The organism is Sphingobacterium micropteri (assembly GCF_014692515.1).
GTDB classification, from domain to species: Bacteria; Bacteroidota; Bacteroidia; order Sphingobacteriales; family Sphingobacteriaceae; genus Sphingobacterium; species Sphingobacterium micropteri.
In genome coordinates this window covers 113611-127703 of sequence record NZ_JACOIK010000015.1, presented here as the reverse complement: position 1 = coordinate 127703, position 14093 = coordinate 113611, and the positions used below count along the sequence as shown (strand labels likewise).

General features: G+C 42.3%; 16 protein-coding genes. 1 reads left to right on the top strand and 15 read right to left on the bottom strand.

The window, feature by feature from the left end:
- Positions 1–92: 92 nt before the first annotated feature.
- The 9 genes from H8B06_RS18555 to H8B06_RS18515 form a co-directional block, all read right to left on the bottom strand.
- A complete protein-coding gene (locus H8B06_RS18555; RefSeq protein ID WP_190995691.1) occupies positions 93–587 on the bottom strand; it encodes a LytR/AlgR family response regulator transcription factor in 495 nt (164 codons plus the stop codon).
- Entirely contained in the window at positions 580–720 is a 141-nt protein-coding gene (locus H8B06_RS18550) for a hypothetical protein (RefSeq protein ID WP_190995690.1), read from the bottom strand. The genes H8B06_RS18555 and H8B06_RS18550 overlap by 8 nt, the downstream gene beginning before the upstream one ends.
- 99 nt (positions 721–819) lie before the next feature.
- Positions 820–1302, bottom strand: coding sequence for a histidine kinase (locus H8B06_RS18545; RefSeq protein WP_190995689.1), 483 nt, complete (start codon positions 1300–1302; stop codon positions 820–822).
- 245 nt (positions 1303–1547) lie between these two features.
- Entirely contained in the window at positions 1548–1841 is a 294-nt protein-coding gene (locus H8B06_RS20720) for a BNR-4 repeat-containing protein (protein WP_223857778.1), read from the bottom strand.
- A gap of 39 nt (positions 1842–1880) precedes the next feature.
- On the bottom strand, positions 1881–2651 hold the full coding sequence (locus H8B06_RS18535) for a hypothetical protein (protein WP_190995688.1): 771 nt from the start codon (positions 2649–2651) through the stop codon (positions 1881–1883).
- Between the two features lies 1 nt (position 2652).
- Positions 2653–3009 carry a GntR family transcriptional regulator gene (locus H8B06_RS18530; protein ID WP_190995687.1) on the bottom strand — a complete coding sequence of 119 codons (357 nt, stop codon included), beginning with the start codon at positions 3007–3009 and terminating at the stop codon, positions 2653–2655.
- A 2-nt stretch (positions 3010–3011) separates the two neighbouring features.
- Positions 3012–3836, bottom strand: a complete 825-nt coding sequence (locus tag H8B06_RS18525) for a hypothetical protein (protein ID WP_190995686.1) — start codon at positions 3834–3836, stop codon at positions 3012–3014.
- Positions 3829–4671 (bottom strand): ABC transporter ATP-binding protein, encoded by an 843-nt coding sequence (locus tag H8B06_RS18520; protein WP_190995685.1) that lies wholly within the window; start codon positions 4669–4671, stop codon positions 3829–3831. The genes H8B06_RS18525 and H8B06_RS18520 overlap by 8 nt, the downstream gene beginning before the upstream one ends.
- 223 nt (positions 4672–4894) lie before the next feature.
- The gene (locus H8B06_RS18515; protein ID WP_190995684.1) at positions 4895–5533 is read right to left on the bottom strand and encodes a hypothetical protein; all 639 of its coding nucleotides are present in this window, start codon (positions 5531–5533) and stop codon (positions 4895–4897) included.
- An 88-nt stretch (positions 5534–5621) separates the two neighbouring features.
- On the opposite strand from H8B06_RS18515, the gene H8B06_RS18510 reads away from it, so the two are divergent.
- On the top strand, positions 5622–5873 hold the full coding sequence (locus H8B06_RS18510; protein WP_190995683.1) for a hypothetical protein: 252 nt from the start codon (positions 5622–5624) through the stop codon (positions 5871–5873).
- A gap of 357 nt (positions 5874–6230) precedes the next feature.
- Here H8B06_RS18510 and H8B06_RS18505 read toward each other — a convergent pair whose 3' ends face one another.
- From H8B06_RS18505 to glgB, 6 genes are all read right to left on the bottom strand, one after another.
- Complete coding sequence (locus H8B06_RS18505; RefSeq protein WP_190995682.1) at positions 6231–7511, bottom strand: chloride channel protein; 1281 nt, start codon at positions 7509–7511, stop codon at positions 6231–6233.
- A gap of 131 nt (positions 7512–7642) precedes the next feature.
- Entirely contained in the window at positions 7643–8851 is a 1209-nt protein-coding gene (hmpA, locus tag H8B06_RS18500) for an NO-inducible flavohemoprotein (RefSeq protein WP_190995681.1), read from the bottom strand.
- 54 nt (positions 8852–8905) lie between these two features.
- Complete coding sequence (locus tag H8B06_RS18495; RefSeq protein ID WP_190995680.1) at positions 8906–9343, bottom strand: RrF2 family transcriptional regulator; 438 nt, start codon at positions 9341–9343, stop codon at positions 8906–8908.
- Positions 9344–9455: 112 nt separating this feature from the next.
- Entirely contained in the window at positions 9456–10727 is a 1272-nt protein-coding gene (locus tag H8B06_RS18490; protein WP_190995679.1) for a glucose-1-phosphate adenylyltransferase, read from the bottom strand.
- Between the two features lie 10 nt (positions 10728–10737).
- Positions 10738–12150 carry a glycogen synthase gene (locus H8B06_RS18485; protein ID WP_190995678.1) on the bottom strand — a complete coding sequence of 471 codons (1413 nt, stop codon included), beginning with the start codon at positions 12148–12150 and terminating at the stop codon, positions 10738–10740.
- 3 nt (positions 12151–12153) lie between these two features.
- On the bottom strand, positions 12154–14058 hold the full coding sequence (glgB, locus tag H8B06_RS18480; protein WP_190995677.1) for a 1,4-alpha-glucan branching protein GlgB: 1905 nt from the start codon (positions 14056–14058) through the stop codon (positions 12154–12156).
- Positions 14059–14093: the final 35 nt, after the last annotated feature.

Sequence of the window (14093 nt, the reverse complement as noted above, 5' to 3'; positions counted from 1 at the left end):
CACCGAACCTCTAACAACGCTCAGATCCACCGCCATTATCTTAAATGAATCATCAAACTTTCTATGCATCTCTACAAATTTAAAATTACTTATTAAATCTGTCTCGCACTAAAGGTAGCAACTCCACGTCGGTCATTTTCCGCTACAGTTATATAGGCAATATCATTCGTATTCATTCGAGATTTTCCAAGATTGGTGTTAAGTTCGACGTAAACCGCACTTACTTGGTTTTTATTAGATAACCATGCCTGTGCCTTGTCGAAAGCTTTTTCCAGCCGTTCCAATTGGTAGGGTTTCCGTAGATAATCAACTGCATCTAAATCAAAAGCCTCCGCTGCATAGTCTTTATAAGCCGTAGAAAATATAATGGCTTTTCCCGCTAATTTCTCGGCCAATTCAAGCCCATTTATTCCCGGCATATTGATATCAAGAATGCATGTATCAAAATCCAGATTCTCCAAATCTCCTAAAAATTTTAATGGACTATTGTAAGATTTGATTACGTCGACATTTCCGAGTTCCCGGCATAATGCTTGTAAATAGGTCAGCATCGGAAATTCATCATCTAATATAACACACTTAATCATCGGCATGCAGTTCTATTTCGAGTTTCACGTAATAAATATCCTCTTTTTGTTCCGTCGTTAACTGGTAACGATTTGGATAAAGTTTGTCCAATCGACTTTTGAAGGATCGATTTCCGATACCCCTCTGTGTCATATTTTTATATATCGTATTAGGTTGCGCTTTGTTGGTCACCGATAAAAGCAATCGATTTTCGGATACTTCGAATACGATCGATATAAAGCTGTTTTCACTTTACAAATCCGCGTGTTTAAATGCATTTTCGATAGGATTTATCGTCATAAACGGGGCTATCATCAAATCTCCAGCTTCGGGAGCAATTTTTACCCGCATGTGAAGATCAAATAACGGACTCACCTTCAATCGGTTGATTTCTATTAAATTCTGCGCGAAACTAACCTCGTCTTTTAACTCTACAAACTTATCGTCTGACTCGTAAAGGATGTAATCCAAAACATTTGATAGTTTGTCCAAAGAATGATAGCTGTGATACGCATGAGACTGGATGGCGTTTAGCGCATTTTTTAATAAATGAGGATCCAATTTGTAAGGTGCAAGACCAAGGTCGAGACTGCTTTTCAAACCATTTTCTTTTTGTTCCGAAAGTTCCTCGTTCTTTTTTATTAACTGCTGGATTTTTCGATACATTAGCCAACAGACGAATCCTGCTCCCGCACATAATATCACAATAACTATCCAATAAAAACGATCTTCCATCGATATGCCTCTTAGCTTTGTCTTTGGTAAAGATAGTTAAACTAGGATGATATATCAATGCAACGTCTTAACCTCCGGCCAATTCAACGCATCCCTGTATACTTTTACGTGCTTCAGCTGATGATCAGGACACAGAACAGATATGTTAGTAAGATTAATTTTTCCTATTGTCACCTGTTGGTCTAGCAAACCGTTTATGTAGGTATAACAAATACCTTCATCATACACCAGCGTAAGTTCCAGGTTCAGCAATTTCTCCGGTGCATACCACTTTCCGCTGGTGCCTCGCCCAATCCGGAGCCAGCTGTCGGTCGTTGCCAGTTTATTTCCACCAACATAGCTCTTACCTGCATAAGACAGTTCCGGCTGCAGAGATAAATATGACCAGGATCATCGGTAAGTATAAAAGGTGATGGATAAGTGGTATTATGATCCGTCTCCATGCGTTTTTCTTCACCAAGCGTCGTAATATCGCCTGGCTTTTGGGAAATGCGGTAATAAAAACAAGCCTCCTCGGTATGTCGCGAATAAAAGATCATCACACGATTGGGTGTCTCCCAAAATATCAAAAATTCAAACTACGGCCGAACATTCACATCCACCGCTTTCCCGATAAATTCTTTTCTAAAGTATTCCTTATTGCCAGAAACAACAAGATGTCCGATTTGATTGACAGCATCTCTGTTGTTTGAAGACACCGTACTTCTACCATGTAACTTAGCAAATACAGAATCGACTTTTGTTTCAGCACCATAGTTTAATACGGCATTGTCCAAAGTTGCCGATACCGTACTCCCGGTCAATCGGTTTAAATTGACCGAAGATCCAGTCGTAGCGTACACCTGTAAATGCGAAACGCTGTCTATGCCTGCATTATCTCGATTACTAAAATTGGTATAGAGCGAACCGCCGTCATGCACGGCAACCGAAAGCTTCTCCTGATGAAACCCTGCAACAAATGCTTTTGCCTGATGTAGCGTAATCTGATCTAGAGGTATAGGTTGTCTCAATAAGATGTGTGTGTATTGTTCCGTATTATATATAATTAATGTATCCCCATCTCGGGAATAGGTAAATGCCTGTGGACTCCGACTGAAAAGAAGGGATTCTTCGTGCTGTTGAATCTCCAAATAAATACGTTCCCCACGCCCTTTCGATTTAACATGTTTAACCGGTTTTTCCAATTCTTGGGTTACCCGGAGGTCATACATCTGTAACCAGAATTTAGATAAAGCATTTGTGGGCTGATTATCCATCGTCATACTCACTTGACCCCAGGAATCAAAGAATCGGATTGCGATATAACCGATAATAAATGCCAGAATAAATAATATAGTAGAGGTTTTCATGTTATTTTTGTTTTTGATAATAAGAATTGATTTCTTCCATGGATATACCGAGCAGGTTGAGATTATGAAAAAATTGAGGCAATTCAACCTCTATAAACTGCCGTTTTTTTAGGTTCATGACGGAGTCTCTAGCGACTCCTCCAACAAAGAACCCTAGCCCTCGTTTATTGTAAATAATATCCTGCTGCTGCAGCATATCATACGCACGCATCACCGTGTTGGGATTCACCTCTAACTCACCACCTAGATCCCGTACAGACGGGATCTTTTGGTCAGGGAGCCATTCTCCTGTTAAAATTTTCTCCATGACAAATTCTGCGATTTGTATATAAATTGCTTTTTCATCTTTAAACTGCATGGCTAAATTTCTTTTTCTTTGAGTTTATAATAAAAGGTTGCCATCGCTAAACACCAATAACCTAAAACAAGCAAGATGTATGTGACTTTGGGTATCCCATGTTCCAATGTTATTCTAATCGTATCACTATCATAAGGTACTTTCGGCATCATCGACAAGACAAAGACAAGCATTACCCAAATAACCACCATCAGTCCACAAAACCAAAGAAAGCTATATTTTTTAAAAAAGACCAAGGATAACATATAAAATGGCAAGGACAATAGCATGGTCTGAAATAGCATACCTACTGTCCGACGAACGGGAATGGTGTGAAAAATTGTTTTATCCCAAATGTCCGGATAAAGATTCCCTTGCCTTTCCAGATAGTATAGTGCCTGATCTAAATAAAGATGCCTAAACCAGGAAACAAAAGCAAAATCATAGGCGATAAAGCAAATCGTACCTAGACAGATAACCCCAATAGCAAACAAGGTTAACGTGAGCGTTCTTTCGAGCTGACTTATGGGCGTTAAGTTCGTTCGCTCCGATTTGTTCAATTTATGTAGAAACGAGCTGGTACAGACTATAACGTATACGGCTACGGTAAACAAGATGAACGTCCGTTGCATAACGCTCTCTCCCAATACCCATTCTATCCAGGCGTCTGGCGAGGATGACATTTCAGGATGAAATAACTTATTATAAAATATGCTCCCCGGCCAAAGATAAAAGATCACAAACAGCAGCAACATCACCAATGGCAGGGAAAATAACCATGTCTTGTTGGACAGCCACAGCTCTTTGAGCGCTATAGACAATCGTGTTTTATGTAGGTGATTATTCATGGCTGGATAGATTAGCGTTCATTAGTTTATTTAATACATCAGGATTACTTGATACCGCATTAAAAAACAATTCGATATCGAAAGGGGTTATTTGATCATCTGTATTCCAGACTATATTTGTATTTCCGGTCAAACCCGTTTCTGTATATAAGGCATCGGCGACTGTTCCTTTTTGAAATTTGATTTTCCGGCTTAGTTCGTCAATGGATTCGTCCATCACCAAATGTCGATCCTGTAAAATTAAGAGATGATCAATCAACAGATGAATGTCCCGGATCTGGTGGGTCGATATGATAATGGTCCGATCTTCTGACATATGGCCTGCTATTATTTTCCGAAACTGTGTCTTGGACGGAATGTCCAGACCGTTCGTTGGTTCATCCATTAACAGCAAATTGGTATTTGTCGCTAAGGCAAATGCGATATTCACTTTTTTCTGTTGTCCATACGAAAGCGATTTTATTTTTGCCTGACGATCTACCTGAAAAGCCGTTAATATCTGATCAAAATAGGATAAGTTAAATTTGGGATATAAAGGCCCATATATCGACACAAACTCTATAATCGTCCATGAAGGCAAGTCGACTTCATCCGTCACAAAATAAACATCGGTCAAAAAAGCAACTTCCCGCTTCAACGGGATAAATTTTTCTACATTAATGGTTCCTTCTTTGGGGAACAGCAGTCCGCAGATCAATTTAAGTAACGTGGTTTTTCCTGCGCCATTCAAACCTAAAAGGCCATATATGTGGCCAGGCGCCAAGGACGTGCTGATATGATCCAAGATGGGCACATTCTTTTTGTAATAATAGCTAAGATCGTCTACTGCAATCATAATAACAATTTTAGTGTATTAGTGAATTAATACACTGAAAATATAGAAAGAGAAATTGAATGCGCAAGCATTATTCTTACAAAAATTACTTTTCGTATTCCTAAAATAGACCGGAATATACTTTCGATACGGCGAAAAGGTCAATAAAAAAGGCTGACACATAGCCAACCCTTACACAATTATTATAGTTATAAATATTTCCTTCTATTTTTCTTTTGCCCTATTATCTCACAACATGGATTACTATTTCTGACCACTCTGAGCGTCCATACCCGTTGATGGCTCGTATACGGACGCCGTAGCGCTGAAGAAATGTTAATGGCGCGATAATGTTTTGCCTAGATGAGGTAGTGATATATCCCTCGCTCCAGTCGTCCGGCAAACCACGGCTATCTACCTCACAGATTTGATATTCGTAAATCTTCGCCAATTTATTTTTATCGAAATCCAACCGCATCTGTCCCGACTGCCCACCATCTCGTAAACATACTCCGGTTACGCCCGTCGGCACATCACTTTTCTGTGGTAAGCTGGACACGTCAAAGCCCGAACTAAGCAACACCGATAGGTTCCCGTCAGCCGCATGTGTTACATAAAATGCCAGCCGCTTCAACATTTTTTCTAGGACATTACGCGCCTCGTTCTTGATCGCGGTATCCTCAGGACTGCTACGTCGCCACCTAGCCACTGACAATTTCTGCTCATAGGTAGCCACTACTTCTACCACCGCTGCCAATGAAGGATTCGGATTTTCAAAATTTGGATTGTTCGTCATGGCCAGCAACACGGTTTTGCCTTTGACCAATACGGCCTCGTCACTTGCTCGCTTGAAGCCGCCCAATGCTTGTTGTTTGATATTCATAATATATGTCTTTATCAGCAGGGTTCATTCCCGCGCTGTGAAACAAATATGGTCCGAACAAAAAAAATTTAACGGAAAATGCCCACAAATGCAAACATTTGCAACCATATGCAAACGCATTTCCCGATATTGTTTGCATTTTGAGAAACTTCCGCGCTATGGCGAGGGGCTGCATCGACCATACGACAAATGTATTTGTCCCGTTGACCTCCCATATATTTCGTTTGAAGGAGCTCCTTTCCAACCTGAAGGGCATTATCGCAACGTTGAGGTACCTCAACGTCGTGTTGAGGAGCATCATGACGAACACGCTGAACAACTTTATCTTTTTGTCGTATGAATAAATCGCTATGAAGTACGGCAGGACAGCCTTATTGTGTCTCAAAATGGAACACATGAGCAGCGATGTCATCTTTAACGAGCACAAAGTAATAAAGAAAAACCTCCAAATCATAATGATACGCTGACGCAATTTGCTGAAGTAGCTCAAGAATAAAGACATGTGCATAGAAGTGTTTATCATGCGCATATAAATGTCTATAACGAGTGTCTATATCGTGTATTCGGACAACTTCACTGTGGAAATGCCTCTCAAGTTGGCGATGAAGGTTGCCAACAGTCTCAATAACTACCTCACCAGATCAATGACGTACGTCGAAAATGGCGAATACTATAAAAAAGAACTTTTAAATAGATGCTATCCCATTACCTTCCGCTTTGCCAAAAATTGATCATATGTATAAGCATTGTATGGCAATACCCGCTGTGCAGCGTACTTCGCCACGAAGCTGACGATCAAAATCGGGATAAACAGTTCAAACCCATTAGAAACTAATCCGCAGACTAAGAAAAGTGCGGTAAACGGCGCATAGATCGAAGCTGATAAGGTGGCTGCTGCGCCGGCGAGTATAAAGTTAAAAAGGACGAGATCCGTACCGAAGTAGGTGTTGCAACCTAAAGCAAAACCTAGACCCAATAAGGCGCCGGCGACAATACTCGGCGCAAAAACACCACCATCCCCCCCTGCACCTAACGTTAGAGAAGCTGCAAGAGGCTTCAGCAGGGCGATAAAGAGCAGTATACCGAACGATAGCTCTCCTCCTGTCATGGCTGTATCAATCACTTCCTTTAAGCCGTGATAGCTATCTCCATATAACAAGGGAAAATAAAAAATAAGTACTCCTACAATCAGCGCGCCGAGATTAACCCGTATAAAATTATTTGTGATCTTTCCGAAAAACGCCTTCATCCGGGTAACGAACAGCGTAAAATAAGTAGACAACAACCCACAGAACACACTCAAGACGATAAAAAAGGGCAATGCTGCCGTATACCAATCCTGAATAGCATAATTGAAAAATGGACGGCTGTCAAAGAAGTAAACAAAAATACCGGCAGTGAGGGCTGCCGTCGTGCACGCCAAAACGAGTGTCTTATTTATTTTTCGGGCAACAACCTCCATGGCGAAAAGCCAACCGGCAAAAGGGCTACCGAATAATACGGCCACACCAGCGGTCACGGCAGCACATATCAACTCGCGCTTATACATATTGGCCGCAAAGTGCTTTTCATAGACCGCATTTCCGATAGATGCCGTCGCGACGACTGTAGATACTTCCACACCAGTTGATCCACCGAACACAACCGTCAAAAAACCATTGATATAATGCGAAGGGATCTTAAACAACGGGAGGTGATCCTTTCGGTCGTCTAACGTTTTAAAAATTTCGGTGAGCCCTTTGTTCTTACGGTTTTGAAACAGCCATTTCCGTAAAAAATAAATAGCGGTAATACCTACACTGGGAAATAACAGGAAAAGCCACGTCTGGGTTTGGGAAATCCATTGCAATGCGGTTACTTCAAACCATTCCGTAGCATGTTTTAGGGTATAGGCTAATAAACAACAAACCAACGCTATTCCGATGGAAACGATAGCCAGTTTCCAATAATGCTGCTTGATAATCTTCTTTCTATCCACTTACCTCTTCTTTTCTAATGATTGATTTCGTCGAAACGACGATTTCCGACAAAGGACGTAATAAATGTAGAATACTACCACATCTATTTGAAAAAAAAGCTTTCCGGGTTTTGGAAAGCTTTTGCAGGTTATTAATTGAACTGTAGCGATGCCGGTCCAAATTCCTCAAAATGTATGGCGTCCGTCGTTACACCTTTTTCCCGCAGGTAATTGTAATGTTTGGTAATAAAGGGAGAAGGACCACAGATATAATATGCCGCATTGTCCAGCAAGACATCCTCTTCTATCTGCTCCAAATCGACCATACCGAGATGTGCATTATCTAATCCACTTTGTACATTCTCGTAAAAAATATGCCGCTTGACCTGGTTATTAATAGCACCTAATTCGGCAATACGGTCTTTAAATGCATGTACGGCCTCACTCCGGCAACCATGTATCCAGGTAATCGGCGAGCCAGACTGATCTTTCGAAACTAGGCTTTCCAGCATCGCCATTAATGGTGTTTGCCCAACACCGCCGCTGATGAATACTTTAGGACCTGCAAATTCTTCCTCTTTCAGCACAAATGTTCCCGCCGGGGCTGTTAGTTCTACGTTATCGCCTTCATGGATATAATCGTGTAACCGGTTACTGATCATACCATCCGCATGCTGCGGCTTCCGCTCCCGTTTTACCGAAATACGGTAATATTCATGATTTGGCGCACAAGATATACTATATTGACGCGGTTGAAGCAGATTAAGCTCCGGGAGAAACAAACGTAAACTGATATACTGTCCCGGAAGATATTTAGATACCTCGCCCCCATCGGTCGGATAAAGATAGAAGGAGGTGATTTCTTCACTTTCTTGGACTTTCCGTTTAATTGTGAAAGGTCTCCAGCCGCTCCATCCACCGCGTTGGTTGGTTTGCACGTCGTACAGCTTTTGCTCGTGGCCACTCATCAGACCCGCCAGCTGGGCATACGCTGCTGCCCATGCCTCCAACAACTCCGGTGTAGCGGCATCTCCTAACACTTCCCCAATAGAAGCAATGAGATGCTGGCCTACGATTGCGTAATGCTCTGGACGAATATCCAAGCTCGTATGCTTATGTCCGATACTATTTACAACGGGCAACAAGACCGATGGATCTTCGATATGCTCTGCATAAGCCAATACCGCCATCGCCAATGCTTGCTGTTGTTTGTTGTTCTTTTGGTTTCCCATATTGAAGATATGCTTCAACTCGGGATTATGCGTAAACATGCGTTGGTAGAAGTGAGAGGTTAACGCAACACCGTGTTCACGCAAGACAGGTACGGTACCTAAAATCAACTGCTTTTGTTCTGTTGTCATTATATGATGATATTTAATAAAAGACCAAAATGTCTTTTATAGGGTTAAAAAAAATCATTTGTTTAACGTCAAGACACCTTGAATCAATTTTTCATTAAACTGTCCAATAGTTGTCTTGTGTAACATAAGATTCAGCCGGTCACGAATCTCTTTAAAATCATCGTGTAACGGACAGGGGTTTTCCTGGGAGCAATAGCTCAATCCCATTCCACATCCATTTAGAAACTGCGCACCTTCAATGGCAATTACGATATCAGCCAAAGGTTTCTTTAATCCCTCCTGGCTGATATAAAACCCGCCTTGAGGTCCCTTTGTAGACTGGATTATTCCATCTTTGCTTAGGTTTTGTAGAATTTTCCCTAAGAAGTGTGCGGGCGAGTTAATCTTGTCAGCCACCTCTTTGATGCCTACTTTTTTCCCATTACTGGATTGGGCGGCGATATACATCACCGCCCTTAAGGCATATTCACATGTTTTAGAAAAAAAACCCATCAACGATTACACTAGTACCCGTTCAAGCCAGTCAATCTAACGAGACCCAAACAGCTTCTGCAGACAAAACTACAAAAGAAAAATAAAAGACAAAAATATCTTTTAATGTATTTTAGCATCCAATCGTTGTACCGTTCGGAATAATTGCGTCACGCCTGATAACTACGATACCATCACGTATCATATACGTTGAAAAATCACCATCAGGTAGGTGTACTCCCCCTTTTATACGGACATCGTTTCCGATTCGGCAATTTTTATCGAGAATAGCATTCTCGATATAACAGCGTTCCCCTACACCTATCGGAGGTGGTTGCTGGGTGTTGCCCAAGGTGATGACTTCTTCTAAATGTTCATAATGATCTCCACCCATCATATACGTTGATTTGATAACTGTTCCCTTTCCAATACGCGAACGTACACCGATGACGGAGCGTTCCAGTTTATCGCCATTTAAGATACAACCGTCCGCGACAATGGTATTGTTCAAGGTGGTACCCGAAATTTTAGAAGGCGGTAACATCCGGGCGCGCGTAAAGACCGTTTCGTTAAAGAGGTTGAAATCCGGCACGTCATCCGTTAAACCGATATTTGCATCAAAAAAGGAGCGGATGGTTCCAATGTCTGTCCAATAGCCGTCGAACTGATAACTTAATACTTTTTGAGTTTCAATGGCATCTGGAATGAGTTCTTTCCCAAAATCCATCCCCGGGTTTTCGGTGAGCATTTTTCGTAATACGCCTTTGGAAAATACGTAAATACCCATCGATGCTAAATAAAGTCGTCCTTGCCGCTGCATATCTTCCGATACGTCTGACGCCCAGTTCAATACTTCTTCGCTATCTGGTTTCTCTGTAAATGAGGTAATTTCATTCGCCTCATTGGCCTTTAAAATACCAAAACCTGTCGCATCTCTAGCGTTGGATGGAATAGTGGCTATCGTGACATCGCCACCGTTATCTACATGAAAATCAATCAACGACGAATAGTCCATTTGATACAATTGGTCACCCGACAAAATCAGTACATAGTCGTAGTCGACATTGATCAAATTTTTCTGCGTACGCCGAACGGCATCTGCCGTGCCCTCAAACCATCGGTCTCCCTCCAATGTCTGTTCAGCAGCAAGTATATCCACAAAGCCTTTGCTAAAAATACTGAAATTGTAAGAATTCTTGATGTGCTGATTTAAGGATGCTGAATTGAATTGCGTCAAGACAAAAATCTTGTTGTATCCGGAATTTAAACAATTAGAAATGGGAATATCCACCAAACGATACTTCCCGGCAATAGGAACTGCTGGTTTCGAGCGCTGTTCTGTTAAGGGAAAAAGACGTGTTCCGCGTCCTCCGCCCAATACAATCGATACTACTTTGTGTGCCATACCATTAAATTTATAATCGGTTATACAAATTGATATATTGTTGAGCGGATTTATCCCAAGAAAAATCCAACTCCATTTCCTTTCTTCGAATCCGTTGCATTTTTCCACGCTGCCCGATATAATCGACAGCACGTCCAATGGCAGAAACTGCATCTGTAGAATCCGCTTCCGGAAACACAAAACCATATCCGTTTCTTACGTCCACATCGATTACGGTATCTTTCAACCCTCCTATTCCACGCACAATAGGAATAGTACCATATTTCATGGCGTACAACTGGTTCAATCCACAAGGCTCCACGCGCGACGGCATTAAAATCATATCCGCAGCGGCATATACTTCATGCGCCAATGCTTCATGATAACCAAAGAACGCTGCCAGCTGCCCGGGATATGCTGCCAATAACGCCTGTAAATTGGCCTGAATCTGCACATCGCCTGAACCCAAGATAAATATACTTATTTTATTTTCAGGATTCGAAAAAATATGCACAATAATTTCTGGCAATAGATCGGCCCCTTTCTCCGTGGCAAAACGCCCGATATACGTCAATAAAGGCAACGTTTCATCCAGACTATATTTTTCACAAAACGCTTTCTTATTTTTCGCTTTTCCTTTTTTGCTCGACTCGACATCGTAATTGACATGAATCAATTTATCCTCCGCGGGGTTCCAATAGGCGTCGTCGATACCATTGACAATACCATAACCTTTTGCTGCTTCCGAAGAGAATAAGCTTTCCAGTCCATTGGCTTGTTCATATAGTTCTTGGAGATACCCTAAACTAACGGTCGTAAAAGCATCACAACATTTAATAGCTGTCGCTAACGGGTTAATAAGGCCGTCCCAATCTAATAGGCCCCATTTCCAGGTATCAAATGCAGGAAGTAGGATACCCTTATTCCAGTTCATCCAACCTTGATACTGGCCATTATGCACGGTAAATACCGTTTTAACGTCTGCAAACGTTTTAAAGTCATCGGCATTCTTCATCAAGAAAGGAACTAATCCCACATGATGATCATGACAGTTAATAACATCCGGTTTAATCTGGCTATTTTTTAGCCAATGTAAAAAGGCATGCTGAAAAGCAATCCACTGCTCTGCTTCATCCGGGTAACAATACACTTCCTGTCTATCCAATTTGCCAGGTATACGGATCAAATACAAGGGAAAACCTAAACTATCCTTCGTTTCCTTCAATACTTCATAGTGGAACTCTTCTGATCCTTGAAAAAACGCACCTTTCGCAATTGTCGAGAAATGATTGTCACGTGTAAAAGGCTTGTCGTAGTACGGACACACTACCCAAGCATCCACGCCGAGCTTACGTTGGTACCGCGGCAATGCGCCCACTACATCGGCCAATCCGCCAACTTTTGCCAGTGGAAAACATTCCACACTTAAATGTATTACATGCATATTTTATACTTGTTTAAGGACTAATCCGCCCAACGGCGGTAATTTAAGTGCTATGGAATTCCCGCAGTCCATCCACGCTATCTCCTCGGAAAGAGCAGCATGCTGATGCGTTCCACTTCCATAATACGATACATCGTCCGAATTGAGAACCACCTCCCACAAACCTGCTGTAGGAACCCCCACACGATAATCCCGAACCACAGGCGTAAGATTAAGTACAACCAACACATCATCGGACGCGGCATTTCCCCGGCGCAGGTAGACAAACACACTATTCTCCTGGTCACCGTATTCCAACCATTGAAAACCATCCGGACTAAAAGCTCGTTCATATAAAGCCGGTTGTGCCCGATACAGCATATTGAGGTCTTTCACAAATTGCTGCATACCTCGATGGGATTCAAATTGGGTGAGATGCCAGTCGAGCGACTGGTTAACATTCCATTCGGAGGTTTGGCCAAACTCTCCCCCCATAAACAGTAGCTTCGTCCCGACAAAGGTGTACATATATAAATAGAGTGCCCGCAGGTTGGCAAACTTCTGCCATTCATCGCCCGGCATCTTATATATAAGAGATTGTTTGCCGTGTACTACTTCGTCATGTGATAACGGCAGCATAAAGTTCTCATGGAAGCTATATACTGTGCCAAAGGTTATCTTATCATGATAATACCGACGGTTAATAGGATCCTCCTTAAAATAGTTTAGCGTATCATGCATCCAGCCCATCATCCATTTCATGCCGAAGCCCAGCCCGTTCGCGAAAGTTGGGCGGCTCACACCCGGCCAGGATGTTGATTCCTCTGCAATCGTCTGTACATCGGGGAAATGCGCATATACTGCTTCGTTAAATTCCTTCAGAAAATGAACAGCTTCTAAATTTTCCCGTCCGCCATATTCGTTCGGTATCCACTCCCCTTCGTTGCGGGAATAATCCAGATAGAGCATAGACGCGACGGCATCTACCCGTAAACCATCGATATGATATCGATCTAGCCAGAAAAATGCATTGGAAATCAAGAACGAGCGGACCTCATTTCGTCCATAATTGAAGATATACGATTTCCAATCCGGATGAAATCCTTTGCGAGGGTCTTCGTGCTCGAAGAGATGTGAACCGTCAAACTTATACAAGCCATGTGCATCCCCCGGAAAATGGGATGGAACCCAGTCCAGGATAACGCCAATGTTATTTTTATGCAGGTTTTCGATAAGGTACATCAAATCCTGCGGACTCCCATAACGGGAAGAAGCCGCAAAATAACCGGTAATCTGATATCCCCAGGAAGGATAAAACGGATGTTCCATGATCGGCATAAATTCCACATGCGTAAACCCCATTTCCTTCAGGTAAGGCACTAATTTATCGCCAATCTCCCGATAGCTCAGAAAACGTTCGGGATCCGACGGGTCGCGTAGCCAGGAACCTAAGTGCATTTCGTACACGGCAAAGGGTTTGTCAAGTGCATTATGCGCCTGTCTTTGTCGCATCCAGGTTTGGTCATTCCATTGGAACCAAGTCGTACCGACGACAGACGCGGTATGCGGTGGCTGTTCGTTCACCAAGGCAAATGGATCTGCTTTTTCAAGACGCTCGCCGGTATTCGAATGGATATGGTATTTATAGACCTCGCCCAACTTCAATCCTTCAATAAATCCCTCCCAAATACCACTACTATCCCACCGGACAAATAATGGATGGCTATGAGGATTCCACCCGTTGAAATTACCGATGACCGAAACCGATGCTGCGTTGGGTGCCCAGACAGCAAAATGTACGCCCTCTTTACCATTGTGCGTCACCGTATGTGAACCGAACTTTTCATACAGTTTAAAGTGTCTTCCGGCACGAAATAAGCTAATATCGAAGTCCGTGAATAACGAATATACTTCTACTGCCTGCCTCATAATTTAAGTTGTTTATAATGTTATGTTCACTTATT